At 46.9% G+C, this 18,348-nt stretch carries 20 protein-coding genes and 2 pseudogenes; 3 read left to right on the top strand and 19 right to left on the bottom strand.

Annotated elements, in window-relative coordinates:
- Window positions 1-93: 93 nt before the first annotated feature.
- From E3E33_RS02900 to E3E33_RS02890, 3 genes are all read right to left on the bottom strand, one after another.
- A complete protein-coding gene (locus E3E33_RS02900; protein ID WP_370520406.1) occupies window positions 94-624 on the bottom strand; it encodes a class I SAM-dependent methyltransferase in 531 nt (176 codons plus the stop codon).
- Window positions 625-950: 326 nt separating this feature from the next.
- Entirely contained in the window at window positions 951-1,268 is a 318-nt protein-coding gene (locus E3E33_RS02895) for a thioredoxin family protein (RefSeq protein ID WP_012571794.1), read from the bottom strand.
- A 10-nt stretch (window positions 1,269-1,278) separates the two neighbouring features.
- The gene (locus tag E3E33_RS02890; RefSeq protein ID WP_167711781.1) at window positions 1,279-3,681 is read right to left on the bottom strand and encodes a heavy metal translocating P-type ATPase; all 2,403 of its coding nucleotides are present in this window, start codon (window positions 3,679-3,681) and stop codon (window positions 1,279-1,281) included.
- 116 nt (window positions 3,682-3,797) lie between these two features.
- Between E3E33_RS02890 and E3E33_RS02885 the strand changes: the two genes are divergently transcribed.
- Window positions 3,798-4,406, top strand: coding sequence for a TRASH domain-containing protein (locus E3E33_RS02885; RefSeq protein WP_167711760.1), 609 nt, complete (start codon window positions 3,798-3,800; stop codon window positions 4,404-4,406).
- A gap of 32 nt (window positions 4,407-4,438) precedes the next feature.
- Here the strand turns inward: E3E33_RS02885 and E3E33_RS02880 are convergent, their stop codons facing one another.
- Entirely contained in the window at window positions 4,439-4,774 is a 336-nt protein-coding gene (locus tag E3E33_RS02880; protein WP_167711759.1) for a hypothetical protein, read from the bottom strand.
- Window positions 4,775-4,925: 151 nt separating this feature from the next.
- Between E3E33_RS02880 and E3E33_RS02875 the strand changes: the two genes are divergently transcribed.
- Window positions 4,926-5,531 (top strand): class I SAM-dependent methyltransferase, encoded by a 606-nt coding sequence (locus tag E3E33_RS02875; protein ID WP_167711780.1) that lies wholly within the window; start codon window positions 4,926-4,928, stop codon window positions 5,529-5,531.
- A 15-nt stretch (window positions 5,532-5,546) separates the two neighbouring features.
- On the opposite strand, the gene E3E33_RS02870 is transcribed toward E3E33_RS02875, so the two are convergent.
- The 11 genes and pseudogenes from E3E33_RS02870 to E3E33_RS02820 all read right to left on the bottom strand — a co-directional run bounded on the left by E3E33_RS02870 (window position 5,547) and on the right by E3E33_RS02820 (window position 13,441).
- Window positions 5,547-5,780, bottom strand: coding sequence for an SHOCT domain-containing protein (locus E3E33_RS02870; RefSeq protein ID WP_167711758.1), 234 nt, complete (start codon window positions 5,778-5,780; stop codon window positions 5,547-5,549).
- Window positions 5,781-5,957: 177 nt separating this feature from the next.
- Window positions 5,958-7,982: a heavy metal translocating P-type ATPase gene (locus E3E33_RS02865; protein WP_240912003.1), complete on the bottom strand. Its 2,025-nt coding sequence runs from the start codon at window positions 7,980-7,982 to the stop codon at window positions 5,958-5,960.
- Between the two features lie 388 nt (window positions 7,983-8,370).
- Window positions 8,371-8,741 (bottom strand): annotated as a pseudogene (locus E3E33_RS10915) (class I SAM-dependent methyltransferase).
- 235 nt (window positions 8,742-8,976) lie between these two features.
- A pseudogene (locus E3E33_RS02855) lies at window positions 8,977-9,225 on the bottom strand (ArsR/SmtB family transcription factor); the annotation flags it as partial.
- A 38-nt stretch (window positions 9,226-9,263) separates the two neighbouring features.
- A complete protein-coding gene (locus E3E33_RS02850; RefSeq protein ID WP_167711757.1) occupies window positions 9,264-10,166 on the bottom strand; it encodes a DMT family transporter in 903 nt (300 codons plus the stop codon).
- A 238-nt stretch (window positions 10,167-10,404) separates the two neighbouring features.
- Complete coding sequence (locus E3E33_RS02845; RefSeq protein ID WP_167711895.1) at window positions 10,405-10,623, bottom strand: YHS domain-containing protein; 219 nt, start codon at window positions 10,621-10,623, stop codon at window positions 10,405-10,407.
- A 1-nt stretch (window position 10,624) separates the two neighbouring features.
- A complete protein-coding gene (locus tag E3E33_RS02840) occupies window positions 10,625-10,831 on the bottom strand; it encodes a heavy-metal-associated domain-containing protein (protein WP_012571803.1) in 207 nt (68 codons plus the stop codon).
- A 94-nt stretch (window positions 10,832-10,925) separates the two neighbouring features.
- Window positions 10,926-11,303, bottom strand: coding sequence for a DUF302 domain-containing protein (locus tag E3E33_RS02835; RefSeq protein WP_167711899.1), 378 nt, complete (start codon window positions 11,301-11,303; stop codon window positions 10,926-10,928).
- A gap of 5 nt (window positions 11,304-11,308) precedes the next feature.
- Complete coding sequence (locus E3E33_RS02830) at window positions 11,309-11,677, bottom strand: CoA-binding protein (protein ID WP_012571805.1); 369 nt, start codon at window positions 11,675-11,677, stop codon at window positions 11,309-11,311.
- 68 nt (window positions 11,678-11,745) lie between these two features.
- On the bottom strand, window positions 11,746-12,603 hold the full coding sequence (locus tag E3E33_RS02825) for an FTR1 family protein (RefSeq protein WP_012571806.1): 858 nt from the start codon (window positions 12,601-12,603) through the stop codon (window positions 11,746-11,748).
- A 268-nt stretch (window positions 12,604-12,871) separates the two neighbouring features.
- Window positions 12,872-13,441 (bottom strand): peroxiredoxin, encoded by a 570-nt coding sequence (locus E3E33_RS02820; RefSeq protein ID WP_167711894.1) that lies wholly within the window; start codon window positions 13,439-13,441, stop codon window positions 12,872-12,874.
- 141 nt (window positions 13,442-13,582) lie between these two features.
- Between E3E33_RS02820 and E3E33_RS02815 the strand changes: the two genes are divergently transcribed.
- The gene (locus E3E33_RS02815; RefSeq protein ID WP_167711893.1) at window positions 13,583-14,158 is read left to right on the top strand and encodes an NADPH-dependent FMN reductase; all 576 of its coding nucleotides are present in this window, start codon (window positions 13,583-13,585) and stop codon (window positions 14,156-14,158) included.
- A gap of 232 nt (window positions 14,159-14,390) precedes the next feature.
- Here E3E33_RS02815 and E3E33_RS02810 read toward each other — a convergent pair whose 3' ends face one another.
- From E3E33_RS02810 to E3E33_RS02795, 4 genes are all read right to left on the bottom strand, one after another.
- Complete coding sequence (locus E3E33_RS02810; RefSeq protein ID WP_206203394.1) at window positions 14,391-15,506, bottom strand: SufD family Fe-S cluster assembly protein; 1,116 nt, start codon at window positions 15,504-15,506, stop codon at window positions 14,391-14,393.
- Complete coding sequence (gene sufB, locus E3E33_RS02805) at window positions 15,506-16,933, bottom strand: Fe-S cluster assembly protein SufB (protein WP_167711892.1); 1,428 nt, start codon at window positions 16,931-16,933, stop codon at window positions 15,506-15,508. The genes E3E33_RS02810 and sufB overlap by 1 nt, the downstream gene beginning before the upstream one ends.
- Window positions 16,911-17,654 carry a Fe-S cluster assembly ATPase SufC gene (sufC, locus tag E3E33_RS02800; protein WP_012571811.1) on the bottom strand — a complete coding sequence of 248 codons (744 nt, stop codon included), beginning with the start codon at window positions 17,652-17,654 and terminating at the stop codon, window positions 16,911-16,913. The genes sufB and sufC overlap by 23 nt, the downstream gene beginning before the upstream one ends.
- 150 nt (window positions 17,655-17,804) lie before the next feature.
- Complete coding sequence (locus E3E33_RS02795; protein ID WP_167711897.1) at window positions 17,805-18,329, bottom strand: ferritin; 525 nt, start codon at window positions 18,327-18,329, stop codon at window positions 17,805-17,807.
- Between the last annotated feature and the right edge of the window lie 19 nt (window positions 18,330-18,348).

Here is an 18,348-nt window from a genome sequence, read left to right as displayed (position 1 = left end):
CCTTGACCCCCGCTCTATACACGGACGTGATACACTCTTTCATTTTAAAAAGAAAATGTGAGCCTCGAATTTTACCCCTCCCTTCTGGGCTTTTCACCTAATAACCATCATCTCAATGTCGTCGAAATCCACCTTCCCCTTTCCCCATCTTCCAGCAGTGCCTCCCCAGATGGCTTTTACTTCAAACCAACCCTTTTGGACATAAACGCGTTCGCTAATCGGGAATTTTGTGCCATCGGGTGCCTCGATTTCTTCAAAGAACGTCATAGCGTTTGGGTCGAAAGTTCCTTTGACTATGTCCTCGTTTGATGCCCCTTTAACTCTTGAAAGGGCACTCAGGACAGTCAAAATAAACTTCCCGCCGGGCTTTGGGGATTCATAAATGTTCTTGAGTATCGCCAAGTTGTGCTCTATTGGGTCGTCACTTGAACCGATTAGTGAAAAGGCATCTTCGCAGAGGCATATGGCAGCGTCAAATTCCTCCTCACGCTTAAACTTCGTGGCGTCTACTTTTATGAACTCCACTTCAACACCTTCTTTTTGAGCTCGTTTTCTTGCTTCTTCAAGCATTCCCTGGGATATCTCAATTCCTGTAACCTTGTAGCCCCTTTTTGCGAGCTCTATTGAGTGCCTTCCGACACCGCAGCCAACGTCCAGTATCTTGGCTCATTCTGGCAGCTGAAACGCTTGAAGGAACTTAAACCTGATGTCCGCTAACTTGTTCTGGTGGCTCTGACATTTCAATCCACTAGGCCTGCTAACTCCAGAATGAAACCCCGGAAACGTTCGTTCATCGGGTTTCTAAAATAGAGCTTATCCAAATCTAAGTCGATGGTGGTCGTGAAGAATTTCGACCTTTATTCGTTTCATACGCACTCAAAGGGAATTAGAAGGGGAAGTTATTGTCTTTCCATCAAAGAGAACAAGATAAAAAGCAGAGCCCAGAAACTTCAGGAGTCAGAACCCAGAAGCATCATTAGCTTCTCCTCGACCTCTTCCTTCTTCCTCACCAGATTCTGCCTTGCGATTTCATTTCCTTCTTTGAGATAAATCAGTGTGGGCACATTCATGACGTCGAACTTTTCCGCAAGCGGAAGATGCTTCTCCACGTCAACCTCCCAGAACTCCACTTCCTTATACTCCTCGCTCAGCTCGTGCATAAACGGTTCAATCATCCTGCACGGCGGACAGCCAGGAGAAGAAAACCAAAGGAGGGCATATTTTGCCCTCTCAACTTTTCCAAAGTCTCCATCAAACTCCCTGATCATCTTAACCACCTCAAATCTTCGCTTTTTTCAAAAGCAAGGAGTTTGTGACGACACTCACGCTGCTCAATGACATAGCTCCAGCAGCCCATTCTGGTCTGAAGGTGATTCCAAAGAGAACATAGGCCAGTCCAGCGGCGAAGGGTATTAGGATGGTGTTGTAGAACATCGCCCAGAAGATGTTCTGCTTAATCTTTGAGAGCGTCTTTTGGCTGAGCTTTATTGCCCTAACCACATCTCTTAAGTCGTTTTTAATCAAGACGATGTCTCCGCTCTCCATTGCTATGTCGGTTCCGGAGCTTACCGCTATGCCTATGTCAGCTTGAGCCAAAGCGGGAGCGTCGTTTATCCCATCCCCGACAAAAATGACCACTTCTCCCTTCTCCTGAAGCTTCTTTACTTCATTTGCTTTATCCTGGGGCAAAACTTCCGCTAAAACGTAATCTATGTTAAGCTGTCTAGCTATCGCTTCTGCGGTTCTTCTATTGTCGCCGGTAATCATCCCAACTTTCTTGCCCATTTTGTGAAGCTCTTCTATCGCTTCTATCGCGCCTTCTTTGATTGTGTCCGCTATTCCAATAACTCCCGCTATTTTTCTGTCAACTGCCACTATTATGGCCGTTTTAGCTTCATCTTCAAGCTTAAGGAGAGCTTTTTCAACCTCTCTGTCTATTGGATAACCATTCTCTTTGAACAGCTTTCTATTTCCGGCCAAGATTTCCTTCCCATCCACTACGGCTTTTATTCCCTTGCCGGTTATTGCCTCAAAGCTTTGGGGCTCTTTAACCTCTAATCCGAGCTCTTGAGCTTTCCTAACTATGGCCTCTCCTAGTGGGTGCTCTGAGCGCTTTTCAGCTGAAGCTACTAAGCCCAAAAGCTCTTTCTCATCCATGCCAAAAGTCACTACATCTGTAACTTCAGGCGTCCCCTTTGTTAGCGTCCCCGTCTTATCGAAGAGAACTATTGTGGCTTTCCTCGCTATTTCCAGTACTTCACCATTCTTGATTAAAATCCCCATTTCGGCACCTTTGCCCATCCCAACTGTTAAAGCCGTTGGAGTTGCCAAGCCAAAGGCACATGGGCAGGCAATCACCAAAACGCTGAGCAGTGTCGTGAAGGCGAAGAGCAGGGGCTGGTCAGCTATGAAGTACCAGTATCCAAAGGAGATTAGTGCTATTGTTAAAACGGCTGGAATGAAGTATGTAACGACTTTATCCGCTAATCTCTGAATCGGTGGTCTTGTATTTTGTGCCTCCTCAACGAGCCTAATTATTTGTGCCAGAGCTGTGTCTCTTCCGACCCTCTTTGCCTCGATTTTAAGCACGGAGTTCTTGTTAATCGTTCCACCAATAACCTCGTCGCCCTTATTCTTTAAATTTGGAATTGGTTCTCCGGTGATCATCGATTCGTCAACGTAGCTTTCTCCTTCAATTACAATTCCATCAACCGGAATCCTCTCTCCAGGTTTGACTATGACAATATCGCCAACTTTAACTTCGCTTATTGGAACTTCAATCTCTTTTCCATCCCTAATTACGGTTGCCTTTTTAGCTTGAAGCCCCATGAGCTTTTTAATTGCCTCACTCGTTCTTCCTTTGGCCAAAGTCTCTAAGTAGCGTCCAAGCAAGAGGAAGGCCATTAGCAAAACGCTTGCCTCATAAAAGTTGAACTCCCTTGGAATAATTCCTATCGTAGCTAAAATGCTTGCAAAATAGGCAGAACCGATTCCCATGGAGTACATGACTTCCATGTTTAAGCTTTTGTGCTTTAATGAATTGAGAGCCTTTCCAAAGATATCCCTTCCAGCGTAGATTATTGCCAGAGTTGCCAGCAGGAATTGAACGTAAATTAAGTTGGGAATTTCAATCCCGAATCTGTGAAGCTGCATTGAGGCGAAGAGAGTTAACCCTACTCCCCAAGCAACGGCAAGTTTTTTCTTCATTTCCATCATGTGCTTCTCTCGAATCTCTTTTTCTACATCATGGCTTTCCTCACCTTCAACTCCCAAGAATTGGTAGCCAACCTCTTCAATTGCTCTCTTAATATCTTCTATGCTTACTAAACTTGGGTCATAGCTTACCTTAGCCTTCTCAGTTGCCAAATTGACCTGAGCATCTAAAACTCCAGGGAGCTCTTTAAGAGCTACTTCAATGGTTTTGACACACATTGCACAGGTCATTCCACCGATCTTTATTATCGCGTCTCTCTTTTCTCGAACCACCTGATAGCCAAGCTCTTCAATTGTTTTTATAATCTGATTCAGGCTGACCCTTGACTCATCGAAGTCCACGTAAACATTCTCAGAGTTTAAATTGGCTCTGGCGTCTTTAACCCCCTCAAGCTCTTTCAGAGCTGTTTCTATGGTTTTTACGCACATGGCACACGTCATCCCATTAACCTTAAGCGTAAGCTTCATAACTATCACCGATGTTTACTTAACAGCACACTTTAAGGGCATTATTTCTACCAAAGTGTAAACGCTAACCGAAGAATTTTTATATTTTGAAAACAAACGACTCGTAGGTGTTTATCATGACAAAGCTAGATGAACTGGATTTGAAGCTGATATATCTTCTCATGGACAACTCAAGATTAAGCATCTCCGAACTCGCGGAAAGACTCAGCGTCAGCAGGCCAACTGTTAAGACGAGGCTAGAAAAACTTGAGAAAGAAGGAATTATTCAGCGTTACACGATTAAACTCCACCCAGAACTCCAGAAGGCCCACAACGTCGTTGCCCTGATAATCAAAACTGACAAGCCAGAGAAGCTTCAAGAGTTCGAGGAAATCATCGAGATCAACCGCTTCACGAGTAAGAAGTATCTCATAAAAGTGGCTGTCGAAGATATGGAGGGACTGAGAAACGTAATAGAAGGTGCCGGTTTTGAGGTACTTGAGATAATGCCTATCCTAGAGAGCATTGAGAAAGAACATCCTCCCAAGGTCAAGGTTCCATTCAAATGCGACTACTGCGGCAAGGAGATAGTCGATGAGCCGATAGTTTACAAATATCGCAACAGGGTTTACTTCTTCTGCTGTCCTACCTGTTTGAGAGAATTCAAGAGGACAAGGGAGAACATAGAAAAGCTCAAGCTAAAAGAACACGAAATAGAACATAGTCATGAACACCATAAGCATTAAATAAAAAAGAAATGATTTAGAGCGAAGTTCGCTTACTCTTCCCAATCTTCAATACCCATTACTCTTTCGCAGTACTCGTGCCTCTCCCTCCACCAGCTTCCCATGTACTTCTCCATTATTGACTCCATTTCCTCCTCCATCTCCTCATGAATCTCGGCGAAGTCCCCACTCTCCATGTACTGCACCATTTCCACATAGATGTCTTCGTCCATCATGCCCGGTCCATGAGCAATGCCCATCATTGGACCAAAGCCTCCTGGGAAGCTCCTGTCTCCATCCCAGCTGAACGGCCCTGAATGCGCTAGACCGTATGGGACCGCAATGAGAGCCCCAATTATGAATCCGATCAACAGTGACTTCCACTCCATTTTGCATCACCTTTCTGTTGTTTTCATAGTACCCTATGAGGGAAAGGCTAATAGGCTTATTATTTGCAATGTGAGAAATGATTTTGAGAGAATTTGCTGAAGTGTAAGAATAAACCCAATTAAAAGTTTTCACGACTACAACATGATGAAAATGGAGAAGACTGCCAAAAAATATGATAGGTTTTCAAAAATTTACGACCTCTTCGAGAGCCCAATGGAAGTGATGGCTTTCTCAAAGTACAGAAAGAAAGCCCTAAGTATTGCTAAAGGAAAAGTCCTCGAGATAGGAGTTGGGACTGGAAAGAATCTTCCATATTACCCTAAAGATGTCGAAGTAATTGGCATAGACTTCAGCAGAGGGATGCTCGAAAAAGCGGAAAGAAGGAGAAAAGAGCTCGGTTTAAAAAATGTCAAGCTCCTCCTAATGGACGCCCAAAATTTAGAGTTTGAAGACAACACTTTTGACACGGTTGTGAGCACTTTCGTGTTTTGTACAGTTCCAGACCCCGTCAAAGGGCTGAAAGAAGCCTATAGAGTCTTAAAACCTGGAGGGAAGGCAATATTTCTGGAACATATGAAAAGTGAGTCAAAGCTTTTGAACATTCCACTCTACTTGATGGATCCGATAATGAAAGCCCTAGTGGGCACTTCGATGGTGAGAGAAACGCAAAAGAATATTGAAAAGGCTGGCTTCAGGATAGAAAAGGTTGAAGATCTCTTCTTCGACATCGTGAGGTTAATTGTTGCCACAAAATAGTTTAAAAGAGAGCCTTCAGCCCTCTAAGAGCTTTCTCTTCCTTCTTTCATACTCCTCGTCGTCTATCTCTCCCCTTGCGTACTTTTCATCGAGTATTTCAAGGGCGCTCTTTTTTGACGTTTTTGTGATTCCGCTTGAGCTCTGCTCCACGAGCCACTTAATGAGCCACACTACCCCAACTATTATCAGTATCCAGAACAGGAGCATGAATATTGCCCCAAACCAGCCGAAGTAGCCAAATCCAATCATGTCGTGCCACCCCCATTCACTTTCTCCAAACGTAGGTTAAAAAACCCGAGTTAACGCTTTCAAACATCATTTTGATCGCCTCAGTTACTACTCATTGACAAAGGATATAGCTCTTATTCTTTACAGAAGTGAAATATAGCATCCAAAAATTTCAAAAAAAAGAAAAAGAAGACTGCCTCAGACTTTCAAAAACTTCGCGTTTATAGCGACTATCACCGTGCTCAAGCTCATCAGCAAAGCACCTACTGCTGGACTTAACAGTATTCCATAGTTGTAAAGCGCCCCTGCTGCCAAAGGAATTGCGAATGTGTTGTAGCCAGTTGCCCATGCCAAATTCTGCACCATCTTCCTATAGGTTGCCCTTGCAAGGTGTATCGCTGTTATGACGTCTCTCGGATCGTTTTTAACCAAGATTATATCGGCACTCTCTATTGCCACATCGGTTCCTGCTCCGATTGCTATACCCACATCAGCCTGGATTAGTGCTGGAGCATCATTTATTCCATCCCCAACCATTGCCACGACGAAGCCTTTTTCTTGGAGCTCCTTAATCTTCTCTGACTTCTGATGGGGCAAAACCTCTGCAAAGTAGCCATCCAGACCAAGCTCCTCAGCAACCCACTTTGCAACTTTAGCGTTGTCTCCTGTGAGCATGTAAGCTTTAATCCCAATCTCGTGAAGTTTCTTTATGGCTTCCCTTGATTCAGGTCTTATCTTGTCCGCTAAGGCGATCGCACCAACCAGCTTTCTCTCAAGTACAAGGAACACAACAGTTTTGCCCTGCTCCAGAACTTTATTAACGCGCTCGTCCTCAGCCCAGAGTCCGTTTTCCTCCAGGAAGCCAGGGCTTACGACGAGAACCTCTTTGCCGTTGATGGTCCCCTGGACACCCTTGCCCGGCAGCACTTTAGATTGCTCAACATTGTAGAGCTCAAGCCCGAGCTCTTTCGCCCTCTCAACTATCCCCTGCGCTATCGGGTGTGATGAGTGGCTCTCCAGCGCTGCCGCGTACCGCAGGATTTCTTCCTCCTCCAGCTCATCCAGTGGAATTACATCTGTTACCTCGAATTTTCCTTCGGTCAAGGTTCCCGTCTTGTCAAAGACAACTACCTGAACATCCTTTGCCCTCTCAAAGGCTTCTCTATTCCTAATGAGTATTCCCTTCCTCGCTGATATTGACGTTGACACTGAGACTACTAAAGGAACAGCCAATCCCAAAGCGTGGGGGCATGTAATTACCATCACGGTGACCATTCTCTCCAAAGCGAACACAAACGGCTTCCCTAAGTAGAGCCAAGTTCCTAAAGTTACGCTTCCAGCGGTTATTGCAATGAGTGTAAGCCAAAAAGCTGCCCTGTTAGCTAAATTTTGAGTCCTCGACCTCGTTTCTTGGGCCTGCTTTACAAGCTCAACCACCTGCATCAAGTAGGTCTCTTTTCCAGTCTTCTCGATCCTGACTTTAATCGAGCCCTCTAGGTTTATTGAACCACCTATAACAATGTCGCCGGGTTTCTTATAGACAGGCTTTGACTCACCGGTGAGCATTGCCTCGTTTACACTCGTCTCACCCTCAATTATGATGCCATCAGAGGGTATCTTTTCCCCAGGTTTAACTAGGACTATATCTCCTTTCTTAAGCTGGCTCACTGGGACGTCTTTTATTCCCTCAGGAGTTATTAAGTGGGCACCAGTTGGCATGAGCTTTATTAGCTCCTCTAAAGCCCTCGAAGCGCCGAGAACAGAACGCATCTCTATGTAGTGCCCCAAAAGCATAATGTCAATAAGCGTCGCAAGCTCCCAGTAGAAGGTCTTTCCGGGCAATCCAAAGGTCACAGCAGAGCTGTAAAAGAAGGCAACTGTGATTGCCAGAGCAATTAGCGTCATCATTCCTGGGGTTTTCTTCTTAAGTTCATCTCTCATTCCCGTTAGGAATGGCTTCCCACCGTAGAAGTAGACCACTGTCGATAGCGCAAAGAGAACATATCTATCGCCCGTGAACGTGAATGTAAAACCAAGGAACTTTTGAATCAGCGGAGATAGGAGCAGTATTGGAATCGTAAGTATGGCAGAAACTATAAATCTCTTCTTAAAATCCTCCATCATCATTCTATGGTGATCCGCATGCGAATGCTTGTGTTCTCCATGCTCAGGTTCATGAGCAGCGTGTTCATGCTTTTCTTCCTCCATCTTGTGTCTATGCATTTCATGCTCTCCATGTTCTATATGTTCATGCTTTTCGCTTTCCTCATGTTGGTGCATCATCATTTCTTTGTGCTCTTCATGGGTGTGCTCATTGTGAGCCTTTTTTTCATCTTCCATATTAATCACCATCATTAATTTCTAACTAACAAAAAATATTTAACCATTTTTCATACAAAATGGAAAATCCAAGCCGGACCGGCGCACAAGAAATAAAGAGAAAAGTTTCCAAAGTGAGCACCTACCGATAAAAGCATTTTTGAATTTGGCATAACATTCCGGTTTGTCACATATACCTACTGTATATCACGCTTTATTCCAATAACAATCTCTCCGAGCAACCCAAATAATTTCACCTCTTCTTTGTACTTTATCTCAAATCCAGCCTCTCTTATTGATAGATATGCCTACAGTCAATATATTGGGGAAATTTTTCGTGAAGCCACTCATAAAGCCTCAGCAAAACATTCCCACCTTCTTTTGACATGCTGACAACTCCAAGCCTCCCACCAGGTTTTAGAACCCTTTTAATCTCGTTAAGAACTTTTGGAATTTCGGGTGTGTCAAAAAGTTCAAGGGTGAAGCTCATGAAAACAGCATCGAATTTATTGTCTTCATAGGGCAATTTTGATGCGTTTCACAATACAACTCGACTCTATCTAAAAGTCCAGCTTTTTCAAGTCTCCGTTTACTAACTTCCAGTATCCCAGAAGAAATGTCAATACCGTAAACCTTTCCTTCCTCCCCCACTAACTCAGCCATTTTCTTCAAGCAGTGCCCAGTTCCAAAGCCAATCTCCAGAACGATTTCCCTTTTTAATGTCCAACAGCTCCAATGCCCTGTCCCTATATTTTTCTCAAATAATGCAAAACAATCGTAAAATCGGATGATCTTATCGTAAGCCTTTTTGCATGAGCCTTGTTCTATATACCCGTAATACCTTGCGATTTTTTGAATTCATTCTGTTCACCTTTTGTAGTTTTGTATTCCAGATTATTTACTCCTCCATGTGCTTAAGCGCAACCTTCAAAATCTCCCTTATATGCTCGTCATCCAGGCGATAGAAGACGTTTTTTCCGTCCTTCCTGTATGTAACGATTTTTCTATCCTTCAAGATTCTAGGCTGGTGAGATATAGCTGAAACTGACAGGCCGGTAATGTTCGATAAATCGCACGTGCAGAGTTCATCCTCCAGCAGTGCGAAAAGTATCTTAAGCCTTGTGGGGTTGCCTAAAGCGTCAAAGAAATATTATTATAAAGATTTCTGAACAGAAGTAAGTAAAGTCACTCTAAAGAGAGCAGATATACTCCAAAGAGCATTAAAACGCCAAAAAATGCTTTAATTGCTGTAAAGCTCTCCCCAAGGACTAAAAAAGCAAAGAGAGCACCAATTAGTGAGGAAGTTGAAAAAATTGCCCCTGTTTTCATAGCCCCAATTTCTCTTAGAGCAAATAGAAATAGCACGATGGAGAAGCCTAAGCTAAACGCACCGACAGTTAAAATGTATGGAAAGCTTTGAAGCGGGATATAGAAGGGAATCCCAATTAGAGAAGCCAAAATTAATAGCGCACTCCCTCCAAACAGTCCCTTTAGTGAAGTTACCAAGAGCAAATCCCTCTTAACGCTTAGCAACTTGCTCAAATTATTGTCTATCGCCCATGAAAGACCTGCCGAGATTATTAAAATGTTCCCAAGGATGCCTTTGCTCAGCTCTACTTCCCTAAAGTTTTCCGTCGAGATTACAGCAGCTCCAATTAAGATTAAGAGAATTCCGAGAATGCTTCTTCTTGAAGCCTTCTCTTTAAAGATTAAGAGAGCGATTAAAACTGTGAACAATGTTTCAGTATTGAGTAGAAGGGATGCATTGACCGCTGTTGTTTTATCAAGTCCAAACATAAAGGAGAGTGGTGCCAAAAAAGAGCCAAAGAGCACTATAAAAGCTAATAGCAGGAGGTCTCGCCTTGAGAAGTGTCCTTGGGTTTTAACTTTAAATTCAAGCCTTTCAAGGATTTTATCCTTAAGTGGTGTGAAACGGAGAAGCATTAGAACTATTCCAGCCGTTAGATAAATGCTCCCTGCTACAATCATTGGATGGACATCTCTAAGGGAGATTTTGTTCAGCGTTGAGCTTATTCCAAAGAGCAGTGCTGCTAAGAGAGCGCTCACATAGCCATAATGGTGGGTCATGTAGTAAATCTAAAATAAAGCCCTTATAAGTTTAGTTCACACGAAAAAGAGAAAGGTAATACAAAATTGCACTCTTTCAGCTAAAGTGTCACGCTAATCAGCAAAGAATTCCACGCCAAACCAGAGTCGGCAGAAAGAGCATTACCGCCAATTGATAATAATATATTATAATATTAATAATGCATGTCCATTCATCAACAGTACCTCATAAAAGAAAAGAAGATAAAAGAAAAGAAGATTAATGGCAGCAACAGCCGTGCCCTCTGCCATGTTTATGACTATGAGAATGCATACCGTACTCGTGCTTCATTCCCTCTTCCTTGACGTATTTCTCAGGATTTGCTTCAAATTGAGCTTTGCAGTGTGAAGAGCAGAAGTAGTAAGTCTTTCCACCATACTCTACTTTGAACTCGGTCTCTTCACTAACTTCCATTCCGCAGACTGGGTCTGTGGGCATCTTAAGCCACCTCCACCTCATAGCCGAACTTCGCTACGGCGTTGATTAGATCCTCGATCTTGAGCTTTGACTCATCGTACTCGACGACCGCGGTCTTGTTCTCGAGGCTAACTTCTGCTTTGGCGCCAATCTTCTCCAGGGCCCTCCTGATGGTCATCACACAGTGCCCGCAGCTCATATTGTTAATCTTCAAAACAACTTTCGCCATTTCAATCACCTGTACTAACTAAGCGCGAAAGCTTATTGTCCTTATTCTTTACAGGGTGAAAAGAGGATGGAGAGAAAACTTCAAAAACTGAAAATCACAGGGAGTCAATGATTTTCTTGAGCTTTTCCTCTATTGGCTCCATAAGCTCCACGACTTTCTCCCCGGCTACCTTCCAAGCGATGCTTGGCAGAGCGACTCCAAGATAGTTTCCGTCCTCCTTCCGGTAGCCAAAGCCAGTACAGGGTAGGAGGGCGCCGATGTTTGGGTCAATCTTCACGAGCTCCTCCACCAGCTCACTGTGGCAGATGAATAGCAGGTGATAGTCCGCTATTATGCCGTTTTCACCTTCGGTTATTGCAACCGGAATCCTCTCGCCTATCAGAAGGAACCCCCCCTCCTCGAGCTTCTCCTTAAAGCGCTCCCATACGAAATCTAGATCCTCATCAAACCTCCTGACGTAGTAGAACTCCATCACTATCACCCTGTCTCCACCATTATGCACTTTATAAAACTGTACTCCACGCCTTGGCTCTCCAAAAACTCCCTAATCTCTTCGCTCTCAGCTCCTGGCTGGAACCACAGCCTTCTGAAACCGGCTTCAACGGCTTCCTTTGCCACCTGAATGCCAACTTTGGGAGGGACGACAAAGACTATCACATCCACATCTTTCGGGAGCTCCCTAACGCTTCTGTAGCACTTTAATCCTTCAATCTCGTCGTAGTTGGGATTAACGGGCAGAACCTCAAAGCCCTTTCTCATTAAATCTCTTAGGATTATGTTGCCGTATTTGGCTGGATTCGGGCTTGCCCCCACCAGGGCGATCCGCTTAAAACTCCGCACGCCCATTTTCTTCACCTGACTTGAACTCAGATTCATGCTTTTTATGCATTGCTGGACAAAAATGAGTAAAAAAGCTAAACGCTACTTTTGAGTCCTGCATCTTCAGGATTCAACAAAGGCTCCTTCCTGTAGGCCCTGAGCACAAGGTACAGGGCTAGGAGGAGGTAACCAAACTGCACTATTATCCTTCCCCACTCCATGCTCGTCGAGTATCCAAAGAGCACTGCAAAGAGGGAACCTATTGCTCCCTTGTGGTGCCACACGCTGTCGCTTGGAATGCCGAGGTCGTACGCGGTTTCACCTATAAATCCCAAATCCATTCCTTCCTCCTCAGCCCACTCTATGAGCTCATGGGTCCCGTAACCTGCCATGCCAGCAGCGACGAAGACAAGGAGTATCGAGCTGTAGTAGAAAAATGTCCTCAGGTTTATCTTCATGCCCACTCCGTAGATGAGGTATGCGAGTATAAATGCACTGACTAAGCCAGTTATAAGGCCAAGGAGCGTGCCGCCGAAGTCTTGAGTCATGAAGGGCGTGAGGAACAGGACAGTCTCAAGTCCCTCCCTGAAGACAACTATGAATGTAAAGCCGATTAATGCCAAGGGAGATATCGCGGTGCTCACCTTGCTCTCTATCTCGGTCCGGATGTTCTTCCCCTTGGTAGCCATCCAGTATATCATGCTCGTGAGGACTATCACAGCCAGGTAGGAAGCCAGGCCCTCAAAGAGCTCCTTCTCTTCTAGGCCCCCATAGAGCCCCAGTATCGCGGCTCCGAGGATAATACTAGCCAGCAGGGAAAGTCCCACGCCGATCCAGACGTTTTTTATCTGTTCAGTCCGGTTGGTTCTCCTTAAATAGGCAACTATTATTGCGACTATTATGGCGGCCTCGAGGGCCTCTCTGAAGGTTATGAGGAAAGCGCCAGCGTTCATTACTCCACCCCCAAAATTTTTAGGCCAGTCTAAAATCTCTCGGATAACTTATGAAGTTTATCTTTGCCAAATTGAAGTTTCGGACGTAGGGATGAAAACGCCTGCGTTCAGGAGGGGAGACACTTCAAAAGCAAAACCCAGTGGTTTGGATATCGAACTTGAGTTTCAGACAATTCGCAATAATTGCCCAGGTATGGGCATGCCCATGTCTGTCACCTGCTTAATGTGAGAAAGAAACGGCTCAAAATTTACAAAATGGAAAAGGGAGTTAAATCTTTCCAACTAGATCGAGGCTAACCTCGAGGGTCTCCTTACCGGGCTCCCAGCTAGCCGGGCACACCTGTCCAGGGTGCTCCCTCACATACTTAGAGGCCCTGAGCCTTCTCAGTATCTCCTTCGCGCTCCTGCCTATGCTCAGATCGTGCATCTCCATGTGGACGACTTTTCCGTCAGGGTCTATGATAAAGGTCGCCCTCCAGGAGACGCCCTCGTCCTCGATGTAAGTGCCGAAGAGGCGGCATATCTTTCCCGCTGGGTCAGCGAGCATTGGGTACTTTATCTTCTTGATCGCGGGAGAAGTGTCGTGCCAGGCCTTGTGGACGTAGGCAGTGTCCGTTGAAACGCTCAGGATCTCGGCGCCTTCCTTCTTGAACTCTTCGTAGTATTCAGCAAGCTCTTCAAGCTCCGTCGGGCAGACGAAGGTGAAGTCAGCCGGATAAAACGCCAAAACAACCCACTTGCCCCTGTAGTCCGAAAGCTTAACCTTCTCTATTGCGTCCTTTTCCGGAAGGTAAGCATCTGCCTCAAAGTCCGGGACGATTTCTCCAACTTTCACCATCTTTCAAACACCTCGGGACTATGTTGGGAAACCTAACTTATATAGGTTTGCCTAACAAAGTGAAAAGTTCCAAAATCGAAAGTATTGCATTTTGGAGGACAAATTTAAATATCCCAAAAGCGAACTTCGTCCGGGGATAAGATGAAGGTTAAGATAGTTCTCGGAACGGCAAGGGAAGGTAGGAAAAGCGAGAAAGTTGCGAGGTACCTCGTGAAGAAGGCCCAAGAATTCGGCTGGGACGCTGAGCTGATAGACGTCCGCGATTACCTCCTCGCCTATACCCACCGCTGGAGGATCACACCGAAGATGAAAAAATACCGGGAGAAGATTCTTGAAGCGGATGCGCTTATCATAGTCGCACCCGAGTACAACGGGAGCTATCCCGGCGAGCTCAAGATACTCCTGGACACAATTTACGACGAGTACGAGGCTTTACCGGTTGGAATATGTACCGTCTCAAGCGTTACCGGCGGCGTTAGGCTGCTGATGGAGCTGAGAACCGCGTCGCTTAACTACCGCATGCTCCCAGTTGCACAGGTTCGGTTCTACAACGTGGACGACATATTCGAGGGCGAAGAGCTAAAGGGCGAGAAGTATGAGGAGAGGGTTGGAAGGCTCTTCGGGACTCTCGAAAAGTACGCAAAGGCCCTGAAGCCGATAAGGGACGAAGTAAGAGAAAAACCCAGAGAAAAGGAGCGGGGAACTATGGGGTCGTAGTTGTATATCCACGGAGAGACCGCCTTGGATGGGTCGCCCAAGTCGCTGAGTGGGTTATGGAAGAAGGAAAACCACTGATTCCTGCTTATTCTCTAGGCTACGAAGAGCCAGTAGGTTATCAGACCGGCGATTCCGGAGTACTTAAGCGTCTTCACCCCAAAACCCCAGGGTAGGTTTGCCGTCACCTGGTATAAGCGCGTTCCGTGTGAATACGGAACAAAAGAAGAAAAAGTCAAAGCAGGCCCTCGATGAGCTCCAATATGTTGCCCCTGGCCTTGCCCCTGAGGCGCTCCAGGTGGTCGCTCAAGGCCTCACCGATGCCGTGAATGAATAGGTTCAATGCCTCCTCACTCTCAAGTCCGCGCGAGCGGAGGTAAAAGAGGGCATCCTCATCGAACTGCCTCACCGCGGATGAGTGGACGGCGGCTTCGATTTCTCCGGTATCGACCTCAAGCATCGGCACGCTCACACCGAGGGAGCCCTCGTCCATGATGGTTATCTGCGAAATTACCTCGCTCACCGAGTTCTTCGCACTCTCGAAGACCTTCGCGACGCCCCTGTGGACGGCCCAGCCGTTCTGGTAAGAGAACCCGTGAACCCTGGTCTCGCTGATGGTTCTCTCGCCGTACAGTAGGACGTTAGTGAGGTAGTCAACGGAAGAGCCCACCGCTATAGGCATGCCCCTCAGGATAAGCTCGCTCTTTGCTCCTTCTAGAGAGTAGTCCTCGCGGTGGTGGCTCATCTTGCCGCCGCTGATAACGGTGAAGGCTTTGACTCTGGTTCCTTCGCTGAGGCTCGCCCTCAGGAGGTAGTGCGACAAGCTTTTGTGCTTCCCGACAGTGAGTATCTCAAGCTCGGCGTTTTTGGCTTTAAGCTCGACCACTAGGGATTTTGTTCCTTCTTCGCTCAAATCGTGGATGATTATCGGCGCCTTCACGTCCTCGGCCTCTATGCTGATGTGGTGGCTAATGAAGGCCTTCTCCGATAGGTGCGATACTACCACAAGCGGCTCGAGGAGGTCTTCGGTTATCCTCAGCCTGTAGGACTTCTTGAGTGCATAAAAGTGGAAGCCAAGGATTCTTGACTCCTCCGGACTTGAGAGGCCAAGCGTCCCCTCAGTTAGCTCAACGCCGGCTGGAAGGTTAAAGCTCGCTACACTTCCTGAGAGGAGGACGTGCGCCTTAATTTTCACTTCTCCGGCCTTTGCCTCCGTCGGAAGCCCAAGTGGTGAGTTCTCCTCGAAGAGCTTCCACTTGGTGTAGCTCTTTATGGTCGGGCTGTCACCGTACTTCTGGTACTCAAGGGCTTCAAGCTTCTCAAGAGTTATTTTTGGAAGCATGGAATGCATCAGCCAACACCCCCAACCTCACTGAACTCCAGCTCTATGACCTTCTTGAGCACCTCAACGTACTCGAAAGGCAGCCCCTCAAGGATTTCGCTAATGAAACCAAGCACTATAAGGCTCTTCGCTTCCTCCTCACCTATTCCGCGCGAGTTCATGTAGAAGAGCTTGTCCTCGCCGAGCTTTCCAGTGGTGGCTTCGTGGATTATGCTCGCGCTTGGCTCGTCGTTCTGGTTGTGTGGATAGGTGTAGGCCTTGCTCTCCTCGTCGAGTATGAGTGAGTCACAAGATACCGTCGCCGTCGAATTTTTAGCTCCCTTCAAGATCCTCACCAGTCCGCGATAGATGTTGATTCCGCCGTTGGCACTTATGCTCTTCGAGACTATCTTGGAGCTAGTGTTGGGTGCGAGGTGCCAGGTTTTGGCCCCGGTGTCCTTCATGAAGGGCCCGTTGCTGAGCGAAACGACATATTGAGCCGTCCTCGCCCCTTCTCCCTTCAGGACGCTCGACGGGTATGTGTAGGTTATCTTACTTCCTATACTCCCCTCAATCCACTCGACGTAGGCGTTCTCCTCGATTATCGCGCGCTTGTTGTTGAAGTTGATGACGTTCCTGCTCCAGTTCTGTATCGTGGTGAACTTGACGGTCGCTCCCTTGTGGGCGTATATCTCGACCATTCCGTCGTGGAAGGAGAAGCCCTTGTACATCGGCGCAGAACAGCCTTCTATGAAGTGGATGTAGCTCCCCTCGTCAGCAACTAGGAGAGTGTGCTCAAACTGTCCTTCCAAAGCCGAGCCTATTACGAAGAATGCCTCAACCGGAAAAGGTATCCTAACGCCCTTCGGGACGTAGACGAAAACTCCACCGCTCCAGAGAGCGTGATGCAGTGCCGAAAACTTGTGCTCTCCGGCCGGAAAGACTCTACCAAAGTACCTCTTTACGAGATCAGGGTATTTCTGGACGGCTTCCTCCATCGGGAGCATGATTATGCCCATCTTCTCGAACTCGGCCTTGAGGTTGGAGTAGACGCTTTCGCTGTCGAAGACAGCCGTTAAGCCAGAGAGGAACTTTTTCTCTATCTCAGGAATGTTTAGGCGCTCGAAGGTTCTCCTTATGTTCTCGGGCAGGTCCTCCCAGTCCCTGACCTCGTTGCCGATCTCGGGCTTGGAGTATAGGGTGAGGCTTTCAAGGTCGAGCTCCTCAACGCCGACTACCCATTTAGGCATGGGGAGCTTGTGGAACAGCTCAAGAGCTTTGAGCCTGTGCCTGAGCATCCATTCTGGCTCGTTCTTTATGCGCGAAAGCTCCTCTATCATGTCCCTGGTCAGCTCGCCTTTCAGCTCGATTTCCTTAGGATATGGCACTGCCGTACCAAGGATTTCCTCCAGCGAGCCGGCCTTGAGGATCTCCTCAAGCCTTGTCTGCCCTGTCATTGTCTTTCACCGCCGCGAAGCCTTTCTCTTCAATGAGTTTTACAAGCTCCATTCCGCCAGAAACGACAAGCCGCCCGTCCTTGATGATGTGAACTCTCTGGGGATTGAGGTACTCTAGTATCCTGCCGTAGTGCGTGATTAGGAGTATGCTCGTCCCCTCGCGGTGGAGTTTGGCTATTATTCCCGCTATGACTTTGAGAGAATCGACGTCAACACCGCTGTCGGGTTCGTCGAGGATAAGAAGCTTCGGCTTCACAAGGTACGCCTGGAGCATCTCAAGCTTCTTCCTCTCACCGCCGGAGAAGCCGACGTTGAGCTCCCTTGAGAGCATCGAGCTGTCGAAGCCAAGCTCCTCAACGGCCCTAAATATCATGTCGTAGGCCTCAACCTCGTCAATGCCCCTGAGGTTCTTGAGCATCCTCTGGAAGAACTGTATGACCTTAACCCCCTCGACTTCGACGGGGTGCTGGAAGCTGAGGAATATGCCCTTCTTAGCCCTATCTTCCGGCTTTGTGTGGGTTATGTCCGCTCCTTCGAAGAGTATCCTTCCCTTGACAACCTCGTACTTCGGATGTCCGGCAATCGTGAGGGCTAAAGTAGATTTTCCGCTTCCGTTGGGTCCCATGACCACGTGAAGCTCTCCTCCACCCAGTTCAAAGCTTACTCCCCGGAGTATTCCCTTGTCCGCAACCTTAACATGGAGATTTTCCACCTTTAGCATAACCATCACCGTCCTTTCTTTACCCGAGTTTGTGTAGAAACGCACACTTTTAAAACCTTTCTTCACAAATTTGTATACTTAAGAAATCCAGAAAAGGTAGAACCAATGCAAAATGCAAAAGAGAGGCAGTGGAAAAGACAGGCAGAGGATTTAGCCCTCTGACTGGAGGAGCAGGCCCGGAAGCTGCGGCTTCCTCTGGCCGAGCTCTTGGTCGAGCATGAAGAGAACCTGCGGACTGTCCTTTGCAAACTTGAGCTTATCAACGATCTTCTTGACGCTTGCCTCCTCCTCGACCTGCTCGTTGATGAACCACTCCAAAAATGCCCTCGTTGAGTAGTCCTTCTCCTCCTCGGCCAGAGCAGCGAGCTCGTTTATGCACTTGCTTATGAACTGCTCGTGCTCGTATGCCGCCTCAAATGCTGCCAGCGGAGACTCCCACTCTTTCGGTGGCTCCTTTACGGCCTTCAACTCGACCCTCCCATTTCTGTCGTAAATGTAGTTGTAGAATCTTAGGGCGTGGCCAAGTTCCTCCTCGGCCTGGGCCTTCATCCAGTTGGCAAACCCTTCCAAGTTAAGGTCCTCGAAATAGGCTGCCATTGCAAAGTACAAGTATGCAGAATAAAGTTCTCTGTTAAGTTGTTCATTTAGAGCTTTCAACATTCTTTCACTCAGCATGGCCATCACCCTCCTATAG

Source organism: Thermococcus sp. GR5 (assembly GCF_012027535.1).
In the GTDB taxonomy this organism is placed as follows: domain Archaea; phylum Methanobacteriota_B; class Thermococci; order Thermococcales; family Thermococcaceae; genus Thermococcus; species Thermococcus onnurineus.
The sequence above is the reverse complement of the archived record's forward strand: the minus strand, read 5'-3'. Positions and strand labels throughout refer to the sequence as shown.

What these genes read in the sequence shown, in the direction of transcription:
- E3E33_RS02895 (WP_012571794.1), bottom strand. Translation starts at nt 1,268, where the DNA reads ATGATCAGGGAGTTTGATGGAGACTTTGGAAAAGTTGAGAGGGCAAAA.
- sufB (WP_167711892.1), bottom strand. Translation starts at nt 16,933, where the DNA reads ATGACAGGGCAGACAAGGCTTGAGGAGATCCTCAAGGCCGGCTCGCTG.
- E3E33_RS02845 (WP_167711895.1), bottom strand. Translation starts at nt 10,623, where the DNA reads ATGCCCACAGACCCAGTCTGCGGAATGGAAGTTAGTGAAGAGACCGAG.
- E3E33_RS02830 (WP_012571805.1), bottom strand. Translation starts at nt 11,677, where the DNA reads ATGGGCGTGCGGAGTTTTAAGCGGATCGCCCTGGTGGGGGCAAGCCCG.
- E3E33_RS02840 (WP_012571803.1), bottom strand. Translation starts at nt 10,831, where the DNA reads ATGGCGAAAGTTGTTTTGAAGATTAACAATATGAGCTGCGGGCACTGT.
- E3E33_RS02810 (WP_206203394.1), bottom strand. Translation starts at nt 15,506, where the DNA reads ATGCATTCCATGCTTCCAAAAATAACTCTTGAGAAGCTTGAAGCCCTT.
- E3E33_RS02885 (WP_167711760.1), top strand. Translation starts at nt 3,798, where the DNA reads ATGACAAAGCTAGATGAACTGGATTTGAAGCTGATATATCTTCTCATG.
- E3E33_RS02815 (WP_167711893.1), top strand. Translation starts at nt 13,583, where the DNA reads ATGAAGGTTAAGATAGTTCTCGGAACGGCAAGGGAAGGTAGGAAAAGC.
- E3E33_RS02890 (WP_167711781.1), bottom strand. Translation starts at nt 3,681, where the DNA reads ATGAAGCTTACGCTTAAGGTTAATGGGATGACGTGTGCCATGTGCGTA.
- E3E33_RS02850 (WP_167711757.1), bottom strand. Translation starts at nt 10,166, where the DNA reads ATGACCCACCATTATGGCTATGTGAGCGCTCTCTTAGCAGCACTGCTC.
- E3E33_RS02795 (WP_167711897.1), bottom strand. Translation starts at nt 18,329, where the DNA reads ATGCTGAGTGAAAGAATGTTGAAAGCTCTAAATGAACAACTTAACAGA.
- E3E33_RS02820 (WP_167711894.1), bottom strand. Translation starts at nt 13,441, where the DNA reads ATGGTGAAAGTTGGAGAAATCGTCCCGGACTTTGAGGCAGATGCTTAC.
- E3E33_RS02875 (WP_167711780.1), top strand. Translation starts at nt 4,926, where the DNA reads ATGGAGAAGACTGCCAAAAAATATGATAGGTTTTCAAAAATTTACGAC.
- E3E33_RS02870 (WP_167711758.1), bottom strand. Translation starts at nt 5,780, where the DNA reads ATGATTGGATTTGGCTACTTCGGCTGGTTTGGGGCAATATTCATGCTC.
- E3E33_RS02825 (WP_012571806.1), bottom strand. Translation starts at nt 12,603, where the DNA reads ATGAACGCTGGCGCTTTCCTCATAACCTTCAGAGAGGCCCTCGAGGCC.
- E3E33_RS02865 (WP_240912003.1), bottom strand. Translation starts at nt 7,982, where the DNA reads ATGCATAGACACAAGATGGAGGAAGAAAAGCATGAACACGCTGCTCAT.
- sufC (WP_012571811.1), bottom strand. Translation starts at nt 17,654, where the DNA reads ATGCTAAAGGTGGAAAATCTCCATGTTAAGGTTGCGGACAAGGGAATA.
- E3E33_RS02880 (WP_167711759.1), bottom strand. Translation starts at nt 4,774, where the DNA reads ATGGAGTGGAAGTCACTGTTGATCGGATTCATAATTGGGGCTCTCATT.
- E3E33_RS02835 (WP_167711899.1), bottom strand. Translation starts at nt 11,303, where the DNA reads ATGGAGTTCTACTACGTCAGGAGGTTTGATGAGGATCTAGATTTCGTA.